This window comes from Pantoea sp. MHSD4 (assembly GCF_021043305.1).
Taxonomy (GTDB): domain Bacteria; phylum Pseudomonadota; class Gammaproteobacteria; order Enterobacterales; family Enterobacteriaceae; genus Pantoea; species Pantoea eucalypti.
In genome coordinates this window covers 534,137-555,796 of record NZ_JAJNDH010000001.1, presented here as the reverse complement: position 1 = coordinate 555,796, position 21,660 = coordinate 534,137, and the positions used below count along the sequence as shown (strand labels likewise).

Annotated in this window: 16 protein-coding genes; 4 read left to right on the top strand and 12 right to left on the bottom strand. The window is 57.3% G+C overall.

Annotated elements, in window-relative coordinates; translation table 11 throughout:
• Window positions 1-2: 2 nt before the first annotated feature.
• The 4 genes from katG to LQK91_RS02420 all read right to left on the bottom strand — a co-directional run bounded on the left by katG (window position 3) and on the right by LQK91_RS02420 (window position 8,070).
• Complete coding sequence (gene katG, locus LQK91_RS02435) at window positions 3-2,222, bottom strand: catalase/peroxidase HPI (protein ID WP_222942776.1); 2,220 nt, start codon at window positions 2,220-2,222, stop codon at window positions 3-5.
• Between the two features lie 188 nt (window positions 2,223-2,410).
• Window positions 2,411-5,506 (bottom strand): efflux RND transporter permease subunit, encoded by a 3,096-nt coding sequence (locus tag LQK91_RS02430; protein WP_105099002.1) that lies wholly within the window; start codon window positions 5,504-5,506, stop codon window positions 2,411-2,413.
• Window positions 5,503-6,600: an efflux RND transporter periplasmic adaptor subunit gene (locus LQK91_RS02425; RefSeq protein WP_105099001.1), complete on the bottom strand. Its 1,098-nt coding sequence runs from the start codon at window positions 6,598-6,600 to the stop codon at window positions 5,503-5,505. The genes LQK91_RS02430 and LQK91_RS02425 overlap by 4 nt, the downstream gene beginning before the upstream one ends.
• Before the next feature lie 447 nt (window positions 6,601-7,047).
• Complete coding sequence (locus tag LQK91_RS02420) at window positions 7,048-8,070, bottom strand: LLM class flavin-dependent oxidoreductase (protein WP_004571347.1); 1,023 nt, start codon at window positions 8,068-8,070, stop codon at window positions 7,048-7,050.
• A 306-nt stretch (window positions 8,071-8,376) separates the two neighbouring features.
• On the opposite strand from LQK91_RS02420, the gene LQK91_RS02415 reads away from it, so the two are divergent.
• The 3 genes from LQK91_RS02415 (at window position 8,377) to LQK91_RS02405 (ending at window position 11,430) form a co-directional block, all read left to right on the top strand.
• Window positions 8,377-9,150, top strand: a complete 774-nt coding sequence (locus LQK91_RS02415) for a phosphate/phosphite/phosphonate ABC transporter substrate-binding protein (RefSeq protein WP_078804544.1) — start codon at window positions 8,377-8,379, stop codon at window positions 9,148-9,150.
• 177 nt (window positions 9,151-9,327) lie between these two features.
• Window positions 9,328-10,242 (top strand): ketopantoate reductase family protein, encoded by a 915-nt coding sequence (locus tag LQK91_RS02410; protein ID WP_105099000.1) that lies wholly within the window; start codon window positions 9,328-9,330, stop codon window positions 10,240-10,242.
• Window positions 10,243-10,368: 126 nt separating this feature from the next.
• A complete protein-coding gene (locus tag LQK91_RS02405; RefSeq protein WP_078804546.1) occupies window positions 10,369-11,430 on the top strand; it encodes a LacI family DNA-binding transcriptional regulator in 1,062 nt (353 codons plus the stop codon).
• A 95-nt stretch (window positions 11,431-11,525) separates the two neighbouring features.
• Here LQK91_RS02405 and tmaR read toward each other — a convergent pair whose 3' ends face one another.
• The 3 genes from tmaR to dacD form a co-directional block, all read right to left on the bottom strand.
• Window positions 11,526-11,852 (bottom strand): PTS system regulator TmaR, encoded by a 327-nt coding sequence (gene tmaR / locus LQK91_RS02400; RefSeq protein WP_004571340.1) that lies wholly within the window; start codon window positions 11,850-11,852, stop codon window positions 11,526-11,528.
• Window positions 11,853-12,012: 160 nt separating this feature from the next.
• A complete protein-coding gene (locus LQK91_RS02395) occupies window positions 12,013-13,071 on the bottom strand; it encodes an FUSC family protein (RefSeq protein ID WP_004571339.1) in 1,059 nt (352 codons plus the stop codon).
• Between the two features lie 252 nt (window positions 13,072-13,323).
• On the bottom strand, window positions 13,324-14,487 hold the full coding sequence (gene dacD / locus LQK91_RS02390) for a serine-type D-Ala-D-Ala carboxypeptidase DacD (protein ID WP_181162198.1): 1,164 nt from the start codon (window positions 14,485-14,487) through the stop codon (window positions 13,324-13,326).
• Window positions 14,488-15,064: 577 nt separating this feature from the next.
• Here dacD and sbcB point away from each other — a divergent pair.
• Window positions 15,065-16,492: an exodeoxyribonuclease I gene (sbcB, locus tag LQK91_RS02385; RefSeq protein ID WP_078804548.1), complete on the top strand. Its 1,428-nt coding sequence runs from the start codon at window positions 15,065-15,067 to the stop codon at window positions 16,490-16,492.
• A 60-nt stretch (window positions 16,493-16,552) separates the two neighbouring features.
• Here sbcB and LQK91_RS02380 read toward each other — a convergent pair whose 3' ends face one another.
• From LQK91_RS02380 to ltnD, 5 genes are all read right to left on the bottom strand, one after another.
• Window positions 16,553-17,908 (bottom strand): GntP family transporter, encoded by a 1,356-nt coding sequence (locus LQK91_RS02380; protein WP_078804549.1) that lies wholly within the window; start codon window positions 17,906-17,908, stop codon window positions 16,553-16,555.
• A gap of 124 nt (window positions 17,909-18,032) precedes the next feature.
• Window positions 18,033-18,818 carry an HPr family phosphocarrier protein gene (locus tag LQK91_RS02375; RefSeq protein WP_004571335.1) on the bottom strand — a complete coding sequence of 262 codons (786 nt, stop codon included), beginning with the start codon at window positions 18,816-18,818 and terminating at the stop codon, window positions 18,033-18,035.
• The gene (locus LQK91_RS02370; protein ID WP_105098999.1) at window positions 18,818-19,462 is read right to left on the bottom strand and encodes an aldolase; all 645 of its coding nucleotides are present in this window, start codon (window positions 19,460-19,462) and stop codon (window positions 18,818-18,820) included. Before LQK91_RS02370 ends, LQK91_RS02375 begins: the two co-directional genes overlap by 1 nt.
• Complete coding sequence (gene otnK / locus LQK91_RS02365) at window positions 19,455-20,717, bottom strand: 3-oxo-tetronate kinase (RefSeq protein ID WP_105098998.1); 1,263 nt, start codon at window positions 20,715-20,717, stop codon at window positions 19,455-19,457. Before otnK ends, LQK91_RS02370 begins: the two co-directional genes overlap by 8 nt.
• Entirely contained in the window at window positions 20,717-21,622 is a 906-nt protein-coding gene (ltnD, locus tag LQK91_RS02360) for an L-threonate dehydrogenase (RefSeq protein WP_105098997.1), read from the bottom strand. Before ltnD ends, otnK begins: the two co-directional genes overlap by 1 nt.
• Window positions 21,623-21,660 lie beyond the last annotated feature (38 nt).

Below are 21,660 nucleotides of genomic sequence, written 5' to 3'. Positions count from 1 at the left end.
AATCAGATATCAAACCGATCCAGATTCATCACTTTGGTCCAGGCGGCCACAAAGTCTTTGACGAATTTTTCACGGGCATCACTGCTGGCATAGACTTCCGCCGAGGCACGTAACACCGCGTTAGAACCGAATACCAGGTCGGCGCGGGTGGCGGTGAAACGGGTTTCCCCATTAACACGATCACGTCCGGTAAAATGCTCGTTGCTGCTATCAGTCGCTTTCCATTCGGTACGCATATCCAGCAGGTTTACGAAGAAATCTGTGTTCAGCGATCCCACCTGGTGCGTGAAGATACCGTGCTGGCTGCCATCAAAGTTAGCACCCAGTGCACGCATCCCGCCCACCAGCACCGTTAACTCCGGCACAGTCAGCGTCAGCTGTTGCGCTTTATCGATCAGCAGACTTTCAGTAGTGGTTTTGCCAAAGCCAGTGCCGTAGTTGCGGAAACCATCAGCACGCGGTTTCAGCAGATCGAACGACTCGATGTCGGTCTGATCCTGACGCGCATCAACGCGGCCCGGCGTGAACGGAACCTCAATCGCGACGCCAGCCGCTTTCGCCGCCTGCTCAACGCCCACAACACCCGCCAGCACGATCACATCCGCCAGTGAAGCCTTGTGTGCTTCGCGCTGGATCGCTTCCAGCGTCGGCAACACGCGTGCCGCGATGGCATTGACCTGCCATTCACGTTGCGGCAGCAGCGCCAGTCGGGCACCGTTGGCACCACCACGCTTGTCGCCACCACGGAAGGTGGATGCCGAGGCCCACGCAACTGACACCAGCTCGCTGACGCTGAGACCGGATGCTGCAATCTTCTCTTTCAGCTGGGCGATATCTGCCACGGTTGGATGATAAACCGGTGCAGGCAGCGGATCCTGCCAGATCAGATCTTCCTGTGGCACTTCCGGACCGATGTAACGCGCTTTTGGCCCCATATCACGGTGCGTCAGCTTAAACCAGGCACGGGCAAAGGCTTCGTTAAACGCCTGCGGATCGTTGTGGAATCGACGCGAAATTTTTTCAAATTCCGGGTCAAAGCGCAGCGTCAGGTCAGTGACCAGCATGGTCGGTTTGTGTTTCTTCGTGGAATCAAAGGCGTCCGGGATGATTTCCGGTGCATCAGCCGCTTCAAACTGAATAGCGCCCGCCGGACTGCGCGTCTGGACCCACTCATATTTGAACAGGTTCTCGAAGAAGTAGTTGCTCCACTGGGTAGGCGTCTGAGACCAGATGACTTCCAGGCCAGAGGTAATCGCATCTGCACCGACACCCGTGCCGTGGCTGTTAACCCAGCCCAGGCCCTGCGCCTCAATTGGCGCGGTTTCGGGATCGACACCGACATGGCTGGCGGGTGCGGCACCGTGGGTTTTACCCAGCGTATGACCACCTGCAATCAGCGCGACGATCTCTTCGTCATTCATCCCCATATTGCCGAAGGTGGCACGAATAGCCGGGGCCGCAGAAGCAGGATCGCCGCTGTGTTCCGGACCTTCCGGGTTCACGTAGATCAGACCCATTTCAGTGGCACCCAGTGGTGACTGCGCCAGAGATTCCGGATGACGGTGTTCCAGCCAGGCCGCTTCTTCGCCCCAGTTCACATCCATATCCGGTTCCCAGACATCGTCACGGCCGGCACCAAAACCAAAGGTGCGGAACCCGGAGTTTTCCAGCGCAACGTTACCCGCCAGAATATAGAGGTCGGCCCAGGAGATTTTCTGACCATATTTCTGTTTGATTGGCCACAGTAAACGGCGCGCTTTATCCAGGCTGACGTTATCAGGCCAGGAGTTTAACGGGGCGAAACGTTGCTGACCACGGCCCGAACCACCGCGTCCGTCCACGGAGCGATAGGTTCCGGCGCTGTGCCAGGCCATGCGAATAAACAGACCGATATAGCTGCCCCAGTCAGCGGGCCACCAGGATTGTGATTCGGTGAGCAACCCTTTGATGTCAGCTTTCAGCGCAGAGTAATCTAATTTGGCAAATTCTTTACGGTAATCGAAGGATTCATCAAGCGGGTTCGAACGGGATGAGTGCTGGTTCAGCAGGTCAACCCGGAGTTGATTCGGCCACCAGTCACGGTTAGTTGTTCCGCCACCCGGCGCCTGATTTGACTGAGGTGGTTTGCCCGCGTGAAAAGGACATTTGCCCTCAGGCGCTTCGCGATCGGCTTCGACAATAGGCTTTGCATCTTTTGCATCTTCATCAACGGAATTGCTCATGGTCACACCTCTTTTTTGTATTTTCATCGCTACTCTATAGAGGATTTTCAGGATCGCACACCTGTCTCATCCTATATGTTTGATAGCTTTTACCTTTTTATGCACCTTCTTCAAAAGCTTAAGGCAATGAACCGACGGCCGCCGCTGTGCTTAAAAAAAGCAGCGAAGCGGCAACCGCCACCCTGAGACTATTCCGACAGCGCCGGTTTCACAACTGCCGTTTTACTCTGTGGCAGACGAATACGGAACCAGATCGCATACATCGCGGGCAGGAAAACCAGCGTGATTAGGGTACCGCCCAGCGTGCCGCCAATCAGCGTGTAGGCCAGCGTTCCCCAGAACACCGAGTGGGTGAGTGGAATAAACGCCAGCACTGCTGCCATCGCCGTCAGTAACACAGGACGCGCACGCTGTACGGTCGCTTCTACCACCGCAGCAAAAGGTGCCAGCCCCTGCTGTTCGTTATGGTGGATCTGACCTATCAGGATCAGCGTGTTACGCATCAGGATACCCGACAGGGCAATCAGCCCGACCAGCGCATTGATACCAAACGGCTGACCGAACAGCAGCAGCGTCGGCACAACACCTATCAGCCCGAGAGGTGCGGTGAGAAATACCATCACCATCGCCGACAGAGAACGCACCTGCAAAATGATGATTAAAAGTGTGATCGCAATCATGATTGGGAACAGCGGCGCCATCGCCTGTGTCGCTTTACCGGACTCCTCTATTGCACCGGCCAGTTCAATGCGATAGCCCGCAGGCAGCGTTGCGATGATCGGTTGCAGAGTTTTATTCAGCGCCGTGGAGACATCCGGCGGCTGCAGGGAGTCAGCAATATCTCCGCGAACAGTAATGGTCGGTGTACGGTCGCGCCGCCTCAGCAGGGGATCTTCCATTTTCACCTGCACCTCACCAATCTGCGACAGTGGGATACGTTGCCCCGCCGCACCTGCCAGCGTGAAGTCAGCAATCTTAGCCGGATCGAGCCGGATATCTCCGGCGGCACGGCCCACGACCTGGACCGCGCGGATATTTTCCCGCACGGTGGTGACCGGCACGCCCGTCAACAGAAACTGCAACTGCCGGGCGACTTCACTGGAGGTCAGGCCCACAGCCTGCAGTCGGTTTTGATCCAGCGAGAAATGCAGTGTCGGCACGGGTGCGCCCCAGTCGGTGTTCACCGTCCTCATCATCGGGCTGGCACGCAGTACGGCTTCCACCTGATTAGCGATAACATGCAGGCGTACCGGGTCCGGCCCCATCACGCGCCACGCCACCGGATAAGGTGAATAAGGGCCAAATACCAGTTGTGTCACGCGAACCTGCGCTTCAGGCACCAGGCCGCGAGCGATCGCAGTGCGCAACTGCACTTTTAACGCCTCGCGTGCATCCTGACTGTCGGTCAGTATGACCAGCTTGGCAAAGGCGGGATCGGGCAGTTCGGGCGCCATCGCCAGGTAAAAACGCGGCGGTCCCTGACCAATGTAGGTGGTGACGATTTTTGCCTCACGCTGCTGTTTAAGCCAGGTCTCAATCTTTTCAGCCGCAGCCGCTGTCTGTTCAATGGCGCTGCCGTAGGGAAGCTGAACTTCAACCAGCACTTCAGGCCGATCTGAGGTCGGGAAAAACTGTTTTTTCACCAGCGTCATTCCGAGCACAGCGGTGATAAACAGGACAATGACCACGCCTGCTACCCAGCCTTTACGCGCAATCACGCCGGTCAGTAGCTGGCGAAAGCGATTGTAGTTACGGGTGTTGTAGATGGCTGCGTGACCGCCTTCCACCGTTTTGATGTCAGGCAGCAGCTTTACCCCGAGGTAAGGGGTAAATACCACGGCCACAATCCAGGAGGCGATCAGGGCGATGCCCACTATCCAGAACATATTGCTTGTGTATTCACCCGCCGTGGACTGCGCAAAACCATTGGGCATAAAGCCCACGGCGGTGACCAGGGTTCCGGCCAGCATCGGTGCCGCCGTATGACTCCAGGCATAGGCAGACGCCTTGATGCGGTCGTAGCCCTCCTCCATCTTCACGACCATCATCTCAATGGCGATAATGGCATCATCCACCAGCAGGCCCAGCGCCAGAATCAACGATCCCAGCGTGATGCGGTCAAAGTTTTTGCCGGAGGCTTCCATCACCACAAATACTACCGCCAGGGTGAGCGGAACGGCCGCCGCCACCACTACTCCGACACGCCAGCCCATGCTGACGAAGCAGACCACCATCACCACCAGTAATGCCACGACGAACTTAATCATAAATTCATCGACCGCTGAGCGGATATTCACGGACTGATCCGTGACCTGAGTCAGTGACATCCCTAACGGCATCGCCTGATTTATGCTGACGGTTTCAGCAGCCAGAGCCTTGCCCAACGCCAGACCGTTCCAGCCATCACGCATCACAATACCGAGCAGCAATGCGGGTTCACCCTGATGACGAACCTTAAACGTGGCGGGATCTTCATATCCCCGCGTCACGGTAGCCACGTCTGCCAGCTTGAGGCTTCTCCCCTGCGCCACAATCGGTGTCTCTCGAATTTTTTCCAGCTTATCAAAAGCGCCCTCCAGCCGGATAAACACCTGCGGTCCCTGAGTATCGATCGAGCCCGCAGGCGTCAGGACATTCTGGTCGTTCAGTGCCGCAAAAATTTCCTGTGGGGTAATACCGAGCGTCGCCAGCCGATCGTGTGAAAACGAAACATAGATGCGCTCACTCTGCTCGCCGATGATATTGACCTTTTTCACACCCGGCAGATGCAGCAATTGCTGACGCAGTGATTCCGCCTCACGCACCAGCAGGCGCTGCGGCTCTCCTTTTGCCTTCAGCGCCAGCAGCGCAAAGGTCACGTCAGAGAACTCGTCGTTGATCATCGGCCCGATGACCCCGGCGGGCAGATTTCTGCTCTCATCGCCCAGCTTCTTACGAGCCTGGTAAAACTCCTCCTGAACCTGGGAGGGCGGCGTTTTGTCCTGCAGGGAGAGCATGGTGAACGCCAGGCCAGGCCGCGTATAAGTTTCGCTGCGGTCATACCACCGCAGCTCCTGAAGCCGCTTCTCCAGCGGTTCGGCCACCTGATCCTGCATCTCCTGCGCCGTCGCACCTGGCCACGCGGAGATAATCGTCATCTGTTTTACGGTGAACGGCGGATCTTCTGCCCGGCCCAGTTCGAAAAAGGACAGGATGCCCGCCACCGTAATCAGGATGATCAGAAACAGCGTGATGGCGCGTTCGCGCACGGCCAGTGCTGACAGATTAAAGCGTCCGTGGCTCATGGCTGGCTCCCTGCAACCGCAGCGTCATCGGGTCGCACGCGCTCGCCCTGCTGCAACAGATGTGCCCCGAGAGCCACGATCCGATCGCCTGCATTCAGCTGCCCCGTCACGGTCGCCGCCTCGTCACCGATCGCGATCACTGTTACCGGCCGCCAGGCAACAGTGGCAGGCAGCCCCGTAATATCCCAGACGCCTGGCCCTTTACCGGCATCATAGATCGCAGCCAGCGGCACCTTCAGCTGCGGTTGCACGGGTTTATTGATTAACGAAATTGTGACGGTAGCACCCAGTGGCGCGCTGGCCAGTGCGCCCTCCAGCACATATCTCGCCTCATAGGTGCGCGTCATCGGATCGGCTGCATCCGCCAGTTGCCGAAGCCGGGCTGACACGGGCGCACTACCCGCACCATAGAGCGTTGCCTGCGCCTCGCTGCCCACTGCGGGACGAAGCGTCTCCGGCAACTGAACGCTCGCCTCACGCTGCCCGGCTCTGGCCAGTCTGACAACCGCCTCACCGGCGCTCACCACCTGGCCCGGCTCCGCCAGTGTTGCCATCACCACACCGTCGTCATCCGCCAGTAACAGCGCATATCCACTGGCATTAGTCGCCACGCTGGCCTGCGCCTGCGCGGCTTTCAGATCGGCCAGCGCGGTAGCCGCAGCGGCCCGAATCTGGTCATAGGCCGACACGGAAACCGCGCCGGTTGCCATCAGTGTGCGGTAACGCGCTTCATCGGCACGGGTCTGTCTGACGCGTGCCTGCGCAGCGGCAACACTCTGCTGTGCGGCCTGGGCCTGCAGTCGCAGATCGACCGGGTCAAGCCGCATCAGCGGCTGACCACGCTTCACACGCTGGCCGCTGTCCACCAGCCTTTCGAGGATTTTGCCCGATATCCGAAAACCGAGGTCGCTCTGAACCCGGGCAACCACGATGCCGCTGAATGCGCGACTGTCATCCGCAGCGCTGAGAACTTTCGTGACCCTGACCAGCGGCGGCTGGGTGCGCGGATCCGCTTTGGACGCGTTATCCCGGCAGCCCACCAGCGCCAGTGGCAGCAGACAAACAACCAGGGTGGCGGGAATAAACCTGAGCATAGATGACCTTCAACAGTAAGCAGGAGAGTGCCGCCATTTTGTTATCGTGTGACCAATATTGTCAATGGTCACTAATTACGGAAAGGCATTATCCGTTGAATCAATCTTCAAAGAACAACGAGAAGAACGGGCTTAAGCAGAGAATTTACTGAAATGCTGACTAAGTGGATGTGACTCCCTTCCGGGCGCAGGCGTGACTAAAATAGAGGAAAGTCACCACTCCAGAAATCGCAGGTTTTAACTAAGAAAGAGTGAGTGAGTGAGTGAGTGAGCGAGAAATACCCTGTCAGGTCGGGAATAACCTGCCAGCGATAAACGCAGAGGGGAAAAGCTAAAGAATCAGAAGGTGATGATACGCACAGGCTGCAGAGACATTACAACGAACGCGCATCATTTGCGGACAAGGTAAACCAGATAGCGCCCTGCTTATCCAGGGCGCTGGGTCACTTAACGCCAGCCGAGTTCCGGGGCGACATACTTCAGGATCGCCTCAATAACATGGGCGTTATAGGCGACACCGAGCTGGTTAGGCACGGTGAGCAGCAGCGTATCCGCTTCGGCAATGGCTTCATCCTGTGCCAGCTGCTTAATGAGCACTTCAGGCTCTGCGGCGTAGCTGCGGCCAAAGATGGCTCGGGTTTTCTCATCCAGAAAACCGACCGAATCCTGGTCGTTACCGCTGCGGCCAAAATAGGCGCGGTCCATATCATTCACCAGCGCAAAGATACTGCGGCTGACAGAGACGCGTGGCGCATGCTGATGCCCGGCTGCTTTCCAGGCCTCACGATAGGCGCGAATCTGTTTCGCCTGCTGAATGTGGAACGGCTCACCCGTTTCATCATCTTTCAGGGTTGAGCTTTGCAGGTTCATGCCCATTTTTGCTGCCCACTCTGCGGTGGCATTGGATCCGGAGCCCCACCAGATGCGGTCGCGCAGCCCTTCAGAAAGCGGCTCAGGGCGCAGCAGGCCAGGCGGATTCGGGAACATCGGCTGCGGATTCGGCTTCGCAAACCCTTCGCCGCGCAGCACCTCCAGGAACTCTTCGGTGTGACGACGTCCCATATCCGCATCGCTTTCACCCGCTTTGGGTTCAAAGCCAAAGTAGCGCCAGCCATCAATCACCTGCTCCGGTGAACCGCGGCTCAGACCCAGTTGCAGACGACCATTGGAGATCAGGTCTGCTGAACTGGCGTCTTCCACCATGTAGAGTGGGTTTTCATAGCGCATGTCGATGACGCCGGTGCCAATCTCAATCTTTTTGGTGCGCGCGGCCACGGCAGCCAGCAGCGGAAACGGCGAGCTCAGCTGGCGGGCAAAATGGTGGACCCGGAAGTAAGCGCCATCTGCGCCCAGTTCTTCGGCGGCGACCGCCAGGTCGATCGACTGCAATAAGACATCCTGCGCGGTACGGGTGGCAGACTGAGACGAAGGCGTCCAGTGACCAAAAGATAAGAAGCCAATATTTTTCATCTGTAGTTCTCCTGACAGGCGTTAAACGCCTGTGAGCATAAGGCGATATTCGATAGGGAAAGGTTACGCCCTCCGCGCCGCCACTGATAGTCAATATCTTTCAGCGCTATATTCAGGATTTTCGACATAGCCTGCAGCGTATCCACGTTACTTTTGACCAACCTGGCTTTCACTCTTCGGGTTTCTGCGGGTTTCTGCTGTCAGGCACTGGCGCACCCAATAGATTGCCGGGGCGCCGGTTGCTGCTGAATCTGAACTACCCTTGAGTGCATTACGCGCCACCGGAAAACACAGCGGAGAACACACATGAATACCCTGCTCGCTTTGCCGATGTATGCGATTCATCCGCCTGCTACGCAGGCGCTGATGCAGGCGATGGTTACCCTGCTGGCGCAGCAGGGTATGGCCGCGCAACCGGTCTGGCCTGAGGATTTGCTGACACACTGGCAGAATGATCGGTTGCTGCTGAGCCAGACCTGCGGCTATCCGCTGGTCAGTCAGTTGCCTGCAGTACAACTGGTCGGTGCATTTCACTATCGGGCACCGGGCTGCAACGGTTACGCATATCGCAGCTGGCTGGTGGCGCGGGATAAAAAGGCAACGCTCGCCGATTTCAACGGTCAGCGGGCCGTGGCAAACAGCCTGGACTCGCACTCCGGCTATAACACGCTGCGGCGGTTAGCAGCGCTTCAGGGCATAACGTTTTCGCAGCTGTTGCTGAGCGGCGGGCACCGTCAGTCGCTGGCAGCACTGCGTGATTCACAGGCGGATATCGCGGCGATCGACTGCGTCAGCTGGGCGCTGCTGGCGCGCCATGCGCCTGAGGAACTGCGCGGCCTGCATATCATCGGAGAGTCACCAGCCGCACCCGGATTACCGCTGATCACGGCAGCCTCAACGTCAGCGGCCCGGCTGGAGACGTTACGCACAATACTGCTTCAGCTGGTGAGCGACCCTGCGTTTCGCGCCATCTGCGACGATAATCTGATCGGCGGATTCAGCCCGGTGCATCGGGACAATTATCAGGTCGTGCTGGCATGGGAGCAGCAGGCCGCCGCGCTGGGCGTCACCCGGCTGTAACGCACCATGCTGGCTTAATCGTTTAACCGGAACAGAGGGAGACTCTGCGTTGCCGCCTCCCTGCCGACGCTTTCCCGACCTGGCATTTTATGCTCCTCAATGCGCTCTGACCTTGCTAAGACTGGTAAGCCCGGCTGCGGCGTTCTAAGGTAGAGGTTTTCAGAAAGGGAGAGTGGGATGCGTATTCTGATGGCAGGTGCCGGGGCGACCGGTGGGTATTTTGGCGCACGACTGATTCAGGCAGGTCAGGATGTCACGTTTCTGGTACGTGAACGGCGTTATCAGCAGCTTCAGACCCACGGTCTGGTATTACAGACGCCGCAGGGCACTGAAAAGTTTCAGCCGCAGCTGACCCAGGCCAGCACGCTGAAAAGCCACTATGACCTGATTATCGTGACGGTGAAGAGCTTTGCCCTTGATCAGGTCATGGATGACATTGCGCCTGCGGTCGGCCCGGCAACCCTGATCATGCCGATTCTCAACGGAATGCGGCACATCGCAACACTACAACAGCGTTTCGGCGAAGATAAGGTGATTGGCGGCCTGTGTAAAATCAATGCCACGCTGGGTGACCAGGGTGAAGTGATCCAGATGACGCCGCTGCATCAGCTCTTATACGGTGCGCTGAACGGTAACAACGACGCGCGGCTGCAGCGGGTTGATGCCGCACTGCGCGACTGTCAGGTTGATACCCTGTTCAGTGACAACATCATGGATGAACTGTGGGAAAAGTGGCTGCTGCTGAGCACGCTGGGCGCGGTCTGCTGCCTGGCACGCGGCAATACTCAGCAAATTCTCACCTCGCGCGGCGGTGAAGCGCTGTTACAGGGGGTTTTCACTGAGATTCTGTCCGTCATCACTGCCGAAGGCTATCAGCCGCGCCCGGCGGTCACCGCCCGCATTTTTGAGCTGCTGAACAATCCGGCGACGCCCATGACCTCCTCTATGTATCGCGATCTCACCCAGGGCTCTGATATCGAAGCGGATCAGGTGATAGGCGATCTGCTGCTGCGGGCGAAACGAAATGGCCTCGCGACGCCGCTGTTGAACGCAGTGGATGTGAATCTGCAGGTCTATCTGCAACAGCGTTAACCAGGGCCGACTGCGCTGACCGGGTGCGGGAATGGCCCCGGCAGTGTGGCGGTGAAAGTGTGGTCGGCAGCAGCAGCGCAGCAGGAAAATTTGCTACACTCATCGCTTCATCTTTTGGAGAGTTCAATGACTTCCCGCTCCGTGACCCTCGATGATGTCGCTCAACTGGCTGGCGTCTCATATCAAACCGTTTCACGTGTTTTAAATCGTTCTGAACAGGTGTCAGCCCGCACACGGCAAAGGGTTGAGGCGGCAATGCAGCAGCTCAATTATGTGCCTAATCGCGTGGCGCAGCAACTGGCGGGCAAAGCGACGCGCACGCTCGGTCTGGCTACCAGCGATCTGGCGCTGATGGCACCGGCGCAGATCGCCTCGGCGATTCAGCAGCGTGCTGCGAGGGCGGGATATCATCTGGTGATCGCGATGGACAGCGGTAACGATGCGGCCGCCACCGTGAATGAACTGCTGGCACAGCGGGTCGATGGGCTGCTGATCAATCTGCCGCTGGAGGCGGACGAGGCGCAGCAGATCCAGTTGCTGTGTGGCAGTAAACCGGTGCTGTTTCTGGATGTTGAACCCAGGGCCGCGGTGGCGCAGTGTCAGTACCCGAATGAGTCTGGCGCGCGCGCTGCCGTTGAACATCTCGTGGCGCTGGGTCACCGTCAGATTGGCCTGCTAAATGGACCGCTGCGCTCGGTGTCCGCCCGTCAGCGTGAAAACGCATGGCGTCAGGCGCTGGCCGATCATCAGTTAACGCCGCACTGTTCCCTGCGGGGCGACTGGAGCGCACAGTCCGGCTACCAGGCGCTGCTGGCGCAGTTGCCCGACGATCTGCCACAGGCGCTGCTGGTCGCAAACGATCAGATGGCGCTGGGTGCGATGCGGGCGCTGCATCAGTATGGCGTGGCGATTCCCGGTGAGATATCAGTGATTGGTTATGATGATACCGCCGAGAGCGCATGGTATCAGCCGCCGCTGACCACGGTGCGGCAGGATTTACACTTTCTTGGCGCACAGAGCGTCGAGCGGATGCTGGCGCGGCTTCAGGGTGAAGAAGCTTCACACATCGCGCTGGAAACTACACTGGTGATCCGCGAGACCACCGCCCCGCCCGCAGATAAGCAGGTCGATTTAGTGGCGCTGTCACAGCAGCTACAGGGGATTGCGCGAAGGCTGGCGGGTAAATAAATCTGCGGTTATGCGGGCAATAAAAAACCCGCTCCACCAGAGTGGAAGCGGGTTCGCATGGGAGCTCAGTCGCATTAGCGCTCAGCTATAGGCCCTTACGCTTTTGGGTGTTCGCCCACGCCCATCGCTTTGATCTTTTTAGACAGCTCGCGACGCTCTTTCGACAGGTCGGCGTTTTTGATGATGTACTCATCGACGCGATCTTCATAATCCACACGCATGCTGGCGATGATTTCCTGAATAGCCTCAACGCTCATGCCCGGTTTGATATATTCGCTCAGGTTGTCGAGCAGCAGAACGCGCTTCTGGTTGTCGCGAATTTTCTTCTCGTTGTCGACGATTTCACGCTGCAGTTTGTTTTTGCGGCGGAACATACGCACGAACTCCAGTACGTCCTGAAATGACTGCTTGGCATTTTCCATGATGGCACCTTTCTTTGAGCCTGCTGACGCAGGGAGAGAGTCAAAACGATCAGCTTAGCGGCTAGCCCGCCAGGTAAGCAATTTTCACAGCTAAATTCAGACTGGCTCTTATCTTAGCGCAAAGAAACCCGGTTTCACATTAAGTCATTGTCTGAGGTGATTATTTGCGCAGCGCCATTCGCATCAGATCGGTCATCCGCTCCAGCTGTTTCGCCAGTTCCAGCGTCAGCCAGACGTAGCCGTAGATGGGCGTCTCTTCCAGACCATCGCTGCCCGCGTCGGCGATCAGCCGTCGCAGTTCGCCGCTGATTTCAGTCAGCTCATGGCTGTTGGCAATCACCTCTTCCGTTTCCCCCTCAATCGCCATCACCGACAGCGCCCGCAGCGTGTTCTCGGTCATCTGCTGGGTGCGGCGAAGTGCGGGTGCGTTAAGCATAATCAGATGGCTTTCACGCGATGCCCACCAGGCATTAATCTGCATCTCAATGGTGTTAACCATATTACGGTTAATGGTCTGAATGGCTTCAAGCACCGACTTCGGGATGCGCGTCTCTTTGCTCGACGGCTCCAGCAGCGCTCGCATCTTAATGACGCTGCTCAGCAATTTGCTCAGCGGCTTGTTGAGACGCGGCTTTTCAACCAGGTTGGGCGAAAAACCGGCGTGATAGATCTTCGCCATTTCCGCCAGCGCGTCAGAGAGCTGAATACGCCAGTGGATGTAGGCCCGCTGCGCCCAGATCGCGGTAAACAGCAGCGCCATCAGCGATCCCAGAATCACATCACCGCCCCGCCACAATGCCATGGTGAAATCGCCGGTTGGCGCACCCACCACCACACTCAGCGTAATTCCGATCAACAGCGCCATGTAGGGATGTTTGCCCAGCGTCAGATAGCCGCTGATCACCATGATGACACCGCACCAGGCCAGCATCACCGGCATCGAGATCAGTTCCAGCTTCAGAGCAATCAGACCGGAGATGGAGCCCGCCACCGTGCCGCTGATACGCTGCAGCGCGCGCGGAAAGACATTTCCCCAGGTGGAGATCGGTCCCATCACCACCACCAGCGTAATCAGCGGCCAGGTGCCTTCAGGTATCCCGGTTGCCCGGACAAAGATGAAGCAGAGCAAAAAGGCGATGGCAATGCGCACGCCGTGAACGGAGCGGTAATGGCGATAAAACCAGAACTCCAGTTTTGATATGGGCTTATCAGGACGCAAGGTGGCTTTCCGGTTGCGGGAACATAATGTGGCTATCTTAACCCTGAACGCGGCTCAGGCTTAGCGCAGGCGGGATATTTCAAACAGTTTTGACGTTCGCTTACAATTATCAACATCCGTCTCACATACCTGCCCGGAAGTTAAAAACAACTGGCTACGGCTCTGTAACTTTTATCGACACACAGTCACAGGGCATCAATGTGAAAACGGGCAGCCCGCAGGCTACCCGTTTGAGTGCTGACAATCGGCTAATCAGAACTTCTGCTTCAGATAATCCGTCACGCGGGTAATGACACCGGCCGGTTCAACCGCACTGAGCGCCACCAGCGGATAGTGAGCAATCTGCTGATCTTTATCGATCACCTGAATTTCACCCACCACTTCATTGGCTTTCAGCGGGGCTTCCAGATCTTTGCGATTAATGACGTACTTCGCCTTCACGTTCTGCACTTCACTGCGCGGCAGCGACAGATACACATCATCTGCGGTTCCGACATCGACCTGATGAGGATTACCGTACCAGACATTTTCAGTGCCAATCTTCTTACCGGCGTGGAACAGCTGAACAGTATCAAAGGTGTTCTGGCCCCAGACCAGCAATTTACGCGCCTGCTCTTCACGGCCTTTTGAACTTTTACCCCCCATCACAACGGCGATGAGGCGATGCTTGCCCACCACATTCGAGGCAATAATGTTAAAGCCTGCCGTCTCAGTGTGACCGGTTTTCAGTCCATCAACGTGAAGATTATTGTCCCACAGCAGGCCATTACGGTTGTTCTGAGTGATGCCGTTCCAGGTCAGGGTTTTCTCACTGTACATGGCATAAAAGTCCGGCTCACCATCAATAATAGCGCGTGACAGTTTTGCCATATCAAGCGCACTGGAGAACTGACCGGGTGCATCCAGTCCATGCACTGTTTCAAAATGGGTATTCTGCAGACCCAGTTTTTCGACATAGTGGTTCATCATGCCGACAAAGTTTGCTTCGCTGCCCGCCACGTAATCCGCCAGCGCAACGCAGGCGTCGTTACCGGAATCGATGATGACGCCACGGCTTAAGTCCCGGACGCTCAGTTTATCGCCTGGCTTCAGGAACATCAGCGATGAGCCTTTAAACACCGGATTACCCGCTCCCCAGGCATCTTTACCCACCGTGACCATATCGTCGCGGCTGATTTTTTTCTGGTCGATGGCGCGATCCACCACGTAACCGGTCATCAGCTTGGTCAGGCTGGCGGGATTGCGGCGTTCATCGGGATTACCCGCCGTCAGGACCTGCCCGGTGGTGGCATCCATCAGCACCCAGGAAGCGGCATCAATTGCCGGAGGCGTCACAGGAAAGGGGATCGCATCAGCCTGTGCCAGCGAGGCCCAAAATAGAGTAGCGGTAACGGTGAACAGCAGACGCCTTTTCAACACTTCATCCTTAATTACACGGGAGAGAAAATTTCTAAAACGAAACGGAAACAGCCGCACGTTTTACGTTAAAAGCGTTGTGAAGGTTTGAATAAATTGAAAAAAAGTATGAACTGATGACGGGGTTTGACCTGCCAGGTGCCGGATTACCGCCAGTGATCCGCGTCATCCCACAGGTAAAGAGCAGATTTCATAGGGCGACCTGCACCGCGAGCGCCGGGCATGACGCAGTAAGAACAGGCGAAACAGCGTCCGGTCTGGGAGCGTGACCAACGACACCAACAGGGTCTTATTCGTCTGACGCTGCGGTTCTTGCTGCGGTGCCGCTAAAAATCAATGTAGCGGGTTAAACCCTTAACTTCTGGCGTGCCGGATTATGGTTTACCATACAGGTAAAGCCCCATCGGCTGTATTGGCCCACTATAATGGCACGACACGGCTGGACCACAATCAGCGCACATCAGACACAACGAACATCATTCAGCCTGCTGTGCGCAGACAAATTCAGAGCGAACAGAGAGCCGTTTTCTCGCTTTCTGTTTATAAAGTCAGTGAACGCAATGAACGGATATGAAATTTGAATAACGACCGCGTACAGCCTACTTTCCTCTTCCACGATTATGAAACCTTTGGCACCAGCCCCTCTCGCGACCGGCCCGCCCAGTTTGCCGGCCTGCGCACCGACAGCGAGTTTAATCCGGTTGGTGAGCCCGACGTGTTCTACTGCCGTCCGCCTGATGATTACCTGCCACAGCCCGAAGCCGTGATGATTACCGGCATTACCCCACAGATTGCGATGAGTCGCGGCGTGATCGAAGCAGAGTTTGCCGAACGCATTCATACGCTGTTCACTACCGAACAAACCTGTGTGGTGGGCTACAACAACGTGCGTTTCGATGATGAAGTGACACGCAATATCTTCTATCGCAACTTCTATGACCCTTATGGCTGGGCCTGGCAAAATGGCAACTCACGCTGGGACCTCCTGGACGTGATGCGTGCCTGTTACGCATTGCGCCCTGACGGGATCATCTGGCCGGAGAATGAAGAAGGCTTCCCCAGCTTCCGGCTGGAGCATCTGACCAAAGCCAATGGCGTAGCCCATGAAAATGCCCATGATGCGATGTCTGATGTGTACGCCACGCTGGCGATGGCGAAGCTGGTAAAAGAGAAGCAGCCAAAACTGTTTGAGTTTTTGTTTACTCATCGAAACAAAAACAAGCTGATGAACCTGATCGACATCCCGCAGATGAAGCCGCTGGTCCATGTCTCCGGCATGTTTGGCGCCGCGCGCGGTAACACCAGCTGGATCGTGCCGCTGGCCTGGCATCCCGATAACCGCAATGCGCTGATCGTCGTGGATCTGGCGGGTGACATGTCGCCGTTGTTGCAACTGGATGTTGACACGCTTCGTGAGCGTCTTTTTACGCCGAAAAACGACCTTGGCGATCTGCCGCCGGTGCCGGTAAAACTGGTGCATATTAACAAATGTCCGGTGCTCGCCCCTGCCAGTACGCTGCGTCCGGAAGATGCGGCCCGTCTGGGCATTGACCGTCAGCACTGTCTGGCGAATCTGGCACTGCTGCGTCAGCAGCCCGACGTGCGGGAAAAGCTGGTCACGCTGTTTGCGGAAGCGGAGCCGTTTACGCCGTCAGACGATGTAGACACGCAACTTTATGATGGCTTCTTCAGTGATGCCGACCGCGCCGGGATGAATATCATTCGTCAGACCGCGCCCGCGAATCTGCCCGCGCTCGACCTGAGCTTTGAAAGTGCACGGGTGGCAAAACTGCTGTTCCGCTACCGGGCGCGTAACTTCCCCGGCACGCTGGATGATGCCGAGCAGCAACGCTGGTTGCAGCATCGCCGTGAAGTGCTGAATGCTGAGCGCGTGTCGGCGTTTATGCAGGAGCTGGAGGGACTGGCCAATCTGCATGAAGCGGATGCAGAAAAGGTTGGGCAGCTGAAAGCGCTCTATCTCTATGCGCAGGAGCTGGTTTCCTGACGTACTGAGACACTCAGACCCGGCATCACCTGCCGGGTCTGAGTGTCTGATATTGCTGAATCAGAGTACGGTCCACGCCAGCCAGGTCAGTGCAAAACCGCTTAATCCCATTATTGTCGTCAGCACGGTCCAGGTGCGTAAACCATCGGCGACGGATAATCCAAGATAACGTGTCACCACCCAGAATCCCGCATCGTTGACATGCGACAGTCCCAGGCCGCCAAAACAGGCTGCGAGGGTGACCATTACCCGCTGCATATCCGTCACGCCAGTTACCGCCTGCGTCAGCAAACCGCTGGTGGTCAGGATGGCCACCGTGGCTGAACCCTGTGATGCACGCAGTGCCAGCGACAGGATAAACGCAGCCGGGACCAGCGGCAGATGCAGCGTTTCAAGCGTGACCGCAAGCGCTTTACCCACGCCCGACTCCACCAGCACTTTACCGAATGCCCCACCCGCACCGGCCACCAGAATCACGCTGGCTGAGGTGGGAATGGCCCGACCGGTCAGATCTTCCAGCTTGTCTTTGCTCCAGCCCCGTCGCACGCCCAGCAGCCACGCCGCCAGACCTAAAGCAATCAGCAGGGCAATCGGCGGCGTGCCAATCACGGTCATCACATTTCGCAGCAGGCTCCCTTCTGTCAGGAGTGTGTGGGACAGCGTTCCCAGCACAATTAACACAATCGGAACCACAATCAGACCGCTGATGGTCAGCGCGCCGGGTGGAGCTGGCTCATTTTTCTTTTCCTGTCCCTCCGGCTTCGCCATCTGCAACTGTTCCAGCACCTCCACCGACAGATGGTAATGGCGACGGTTCATGACCTTCGCCACGTAGTAGCCGATGATGCCGACCGGCACTGAAATCGCAATACCCAGCATCATCAGCCAACCCATATCGGTGTGCAGGATGCCCGCCGCAGCGGCTGCTCCCGGATGGGTCGGCAGCGCCACGTGCACTGTCAGCATCACACCCGCCATCGGCAGACCAAATTTCAAAGGTGAGACGCGTGCCACCTTAGTGAAGCCATAAATCAGCGGGATGACGATAATAAAGCCCACTTCGAAAAACACCGGAATGCCCAGGATAAAGGCCGCCATGGTCAGGGCCGCGACGGTTCGCTTTAGCCCCAGCGTTTTACTGAAGCGTTGCGCCAGCGATTCAGCACCGCCCGAGGCTTCAATAATCGCCCCAAGCATGGCACCCAAAACGATAATGATGGTGATATGACCGAGCAGTCCACCCATCCCGGTGATAATCGTCTCCATGATTTTTTCAGCCGGAATGCCGGTCGCGATAGCCACCAGCAGACTGACAATTAACAGGGCGACAAACGGATGAACTTTGGCTTTGATGACCAGCAGCAGCAGGATCACGATGCTGGCGGTCGCTATGGCTAACAGCAGTGCGGTGGACATAGTAAACCTCAGAAATTGTTATATTTTTTGGGTTATCGGCGTACAGAAATAGCAGGTGCAGGGCCAGAAAAAAGGCAAGCCTCTCCCTACCGGTGCCGAAACACCGGTTTTAAAGCACGTTAAATCAGGTTCTTATCTTCCAGGTTTTAAACCAGCCAAGCCCCTCAGTCGTTTTTCCGCGCGGGATATACTCGCAGCCGATCCAGCCGGTATAGCCAACCTCATCCAGCAGCGCGAAGAGGTACGGATAATTAATTTCACCCTCATCCGGCTCATGGCGATCCGGTGCCGACGCAATCTGTACGTGACGATAGCGTCCGGCATAGTGGCGAATCAGATGGCTGAGGTTGCCGTCAACGCGCTGCGCATGGAACAGGTCAAGCTGAGTAAACACATTAGGCCGGTCGATCTGTTCAGCCATCTCCAGCGTCTGATACTGGCTGGCGTAGAGATAGTTGGGTTTGGTTGTCGGGTTAAGTGCTTCTATCAGCAGGGTGATGCCGTGCGGCGCAAAGCACTCAGCCGCATAACGCATGTTGCTGATAAAAGTCTCGACGTAGCGCTGGCGGTCGGCACCAGGCGGCACCGTCGCGGCCATGATATGAACCTGCGGGCAGTTCAGCGCAATCGCATAACTCAGGGCGCGATCGATATCCGCCTTAGCTTCCGCTTCCCGTCCGGGAATGGCAGAGACGCCCCACTCACCCGCCGCAATGTTGCCGGGAGCCGTGTTGAACAGCACCAGCTCCAGATGATTATCATCAAGCCACTGTTTTATCTGCGCGGCGGGATAGTCATAAGGAAACAGAAATTCCACCGCAGTAAAACCGGCTTCAGCTGCTGCCGCGAAGCGTTCAGCAAAGGGGTATTCTGTAAACTGCGTCGAGAGGTTAGCAGCAAACTTCGGCATTATCGTCTCCTTAATTCCGCCACTTCGCCATCATTGAGATAACGAATCGGGCGGTCGCCCAGGGTAAAGATCAGCCGGGCAGTCTCTTCCAGCTCTTCGGTGTTATCTGCCGCTTCCTGTAATGATTTACCTACCACCACCGGACCGTGATTCGCCAGCAGAAAGGCACGGTAGCGCGGTGCCAGCGTTGCCAGATCCTCGGCCAGTCGTTCATCGCCCGGCTTGTAGTAAGGCACGACCGGCACATCACCTACGCGCATCACGACATAAGGCGTAAACGGGCGAATGCAGTTTTTCTTGTCCAGACCCTGTAAACACGACAGCGCTGTGAGGTAGTGGCTATGCAGATGCACCACTGCCCTGCAGTCGGGATTATTCAGGTAGAGCGCGCGATGAAACGCGATTTCCTTGGAGGGTTTATCACCGGAGAGCCATTCCCCCTCAGGCGTGACTTTTGACAGCCGATCGCCCTGTAATTCCCCGAGGCAGGAACCGGTGGGTGTCGCCAGCAGATTGCCATCGGCCAGCAACATAGAGAGGTTACCTGCGGAGCCGGTGGCATAGCCACGCTGAAAGAACGACGCGCCAAGACGCACCATCTCGTCACGCGCCTGCTGCTCCGCGAAAGAGAAAGATTCAGACATAAGTAAACTCCGTTTGCGCGCGGCGGAAAAAGTCTTCATCGCCAAAATTGCCTGATTTCAGGGCCAGTGAGAGCGGCTGATGGATATCGCGAACCCAGGGTACGCCAGGTGAAATGGTCGGGCCGATGTGAAAGGCCGTTACGCCCAGGCTCTGCGCAACCACACCGGAGGTTTCACCGCCCGCCACGATAAAGCGCTGCCAGCCGCGCTGTTTCAGCTCACGGGTGACGGCGGCGAACAGCTGCTCAACGGCTTCACTGCTGCGCTGCGCACCATAGCGCTGCTGAATGACCTGCAACTGTTGCGCGTCCGCAGTGGCAAACAGCAGCGGTGCCAGCGCCTGATGGCGATGTGCTTCTACCCAGTCGCACAGCTGTCGGGCATACCCTTCGGCATCTTCCAGGCAGTGTTCAATCTCAACTTCGCAGGCCGGTGCCAGCTGGCGATACGCGGCAACCTGCCGGTTGGTCATCTGCGAGCAGGAGCCGGAAAGCACCACGGCGCGATCGCCCTGCGGACGTCCTGCCTGCTCCGCCTCAGCGTCGGTCCCAGCCGTCGCCCACTGCCGTGCCAGACCGATAGCCAGACCCGAACCGCCGGTGACCAGCCGCATATCGCTTAGCGCTGCGCCCAGCGTCACCAGATGATCCTGATGCAGAGCATCGGTCACGACATAGTTGATCCCCTGCGCCGCCAGCTGGCCCAGCGCCTGACGCACTGACTCTGCGCCCTGCCCGACCTGCGCCGCTGCGATCAGCCCGGCTTTTCCCGACGCCTGCGACGTCATCAGACGCAGCAGGTTGCTGTCGTGCATCGGTGTGACCGGATGATGACGCATCCCGGAATCTGACAGCAGCTGATCACCGACAAACAGATAGCCCTGGTAGACAGTGCGGCCATTTACCGGCAGCGCCGGACAGATGACCGTCTGCGTTTCACCCAGTGCGTTCAGCAGCGCATCGGTCACCGGACCGATATTGCCCTGCGCTGTGCTGTCGAAAGTAGAGCAATATTTGAAGTAGAAGCGCTCGCAGCCCTGTTGCTGCAGCCAGGCCAGCGCCGCCAGCGACTGGGCAACCGCCTGCTCTGCCGGACAAGAGCGGCTTTTCAGGCTGACCACTATCGCCTGCGCCCCGGTGATTTCTTCGCTGGCGGGAATGCCGTTGAACTGAATAGTGCTCAGGCCGTTCTGCACCAGAAAACTGGCGATGTCCGTTGCACCGGTGAAATCGTCCGCTATGACCCCAAGACGCATCAGTTTTTCTCCACGGCCTGTGGCAGCGTGATGCCGCTGAAGATTTTAATTACCGCGCTGTCATCTTCGCGGCCATATCCCGCGTTGCTGGCTTCGGTGAACATGTTGAGGGCGGTTGAGGCCAGCGGCAGCGGGAAGTGCAGCGATTTGGCAGTATCGGCGACCAGGTTAAGATCTTTCACAAAGATATCGACGGCTGATTTCGGGCTGTAATCCCCGTCTACTACATGCTTCATACGGTTCTCGAACATCCACGAATTGCCCGCCGCATTGGTGACGACTTCATACATGGTGTCCAGCGGGATACCGGCCCGCGCCGCCAGCGCCATCGCTTCTGCACCCACTGCGATATGAACACCCGCTAGCAGCTGATGGATAATTTTGACGGTAGACCCAAGGCCGATTTCACTGCCCACGCGGTACACTTTGGCCGCGACAGCATCCAGCACCGGCTGCAGGTACGCAAAGGCTGCGTCGCTGCCTGAGGCCATTACGGTCATTTCACCGCTGGCCGCTTTGGCGGCACCGCCGGAAACCGGGGCATCCAGCATCAGCAACTGGTGTTCGGCCAGCCGCTGTTCAATCTGCTGCGCATCGTGCGCGGAGAGCGTGGATGAAACCATGACTGCGGTGCCGGGACGCAGTTTTGCAGCCAGGCCCGCTTCACCGAACAGAATGGCGTTTACCTGCTGCGCGTTCACCACCAGCAGCAATACGGCATCAAGTTGGTCTGCAAAGGCAGAGGCGGATGGCTGCGCATCACGTGCGCCGGCCTGACGTAAACTCTCCAGCGCAGCGGGGTTTAAATCGACACCCCAGGTGTTTAAACCGGCACGCAGACAGGATTTCGCGGCACCCATGCCCATAGAACCTAACCCGATAACACAGATATTTTCAGCTGGCACGTTACGCCTCCACTGTTAAATTAAGTGATTATTTGTTT

Bases quoted from the DNA above. Each gene is read 5' to 3' on its own strand.
- LQK91_RS02415 (WP_078804544.1), top strand. From the start codon at position 8,377: ATGAATACCCTGCTCGCTTTGCCGATGTATGCGATTCATCCGCCTGCT.
- LQK91_RS02380 (WP_078804549.1), bottom strand. From the start codon at position 17,908: ATGTCCACCGCACTGCTGTTAGCCATAGCGACCGCCAGCATCGTGATC.
- LQK91_RS02405 (WP_078804546.1), top strand. From the start codon at position 10,369: ATGACTTCCCGCTCCGTGACCCTCGATGATGTCGCTCAACTGGCTGGC.
- LQK91_RS02430 (WP_105099002.1), bottom strand. From the start codon at position 5,506: ATGAGCCACGGACGCTTTAATCTGTCAGCACTGGCCGTGCGCGAACGC.
- LQK91_RS02410 (WP_105099000.1), top strand. From the start codon at position 9,328: ATGCGTATTCTGATGGCAGGTGCCGGGGCGACCGGTGGGTATTTTGGC.
- katG (WP_222942776.1), bottom strand. From the start codon at position 2,222: ATGAGCAATTCCGTTGATGAAGATGCAAAAGATGCAAAGCCTATTGTC.
- otnK (WP_105098998.1), bottom strand. From the start codon at position 20,717: ATGCGTCTTGGGGTCATAGCGGACGATTTCACCGGTGCAACGGACATC.
- LQK91_RS02370 (WP_105098999.1), bottom strand. From the start codon at position 19,462: ATGTCTGAATCTTTCTCTTTCGCGGAGCAGCAGGCGCGTGACGAGATG.
- LQK91_RS02420 (WP_004571347.1), bottom strand. From the start codon at position 8,070: ATGAAAAATATTGGCTTCTTATCTTTTGGTCACTGGACGCCTTCGTCT.
- LQK91_RS02375 (WP_004571335.1), bottom strand. From the start codon at position 18,818: ATGCCGAAGTTTGCTGCTAACCTCTCGACGCAGTTTACAGAATACCCC.
- tmaR (WP_004571340.1), bottom strand. From the start codon at position 11,852: ATGGAAAATGCCAAGCAGTCATTTCAGGACGTACTGGAGTTCGTGCGT.
- LQK91_RS02425 (WP_105099001.1), bottom strand. From the start codon at position 6,600: ATGCTCAGGTTTATTCCCGCCACCCTGGTTGTTTGTCTGCTGCCACTG.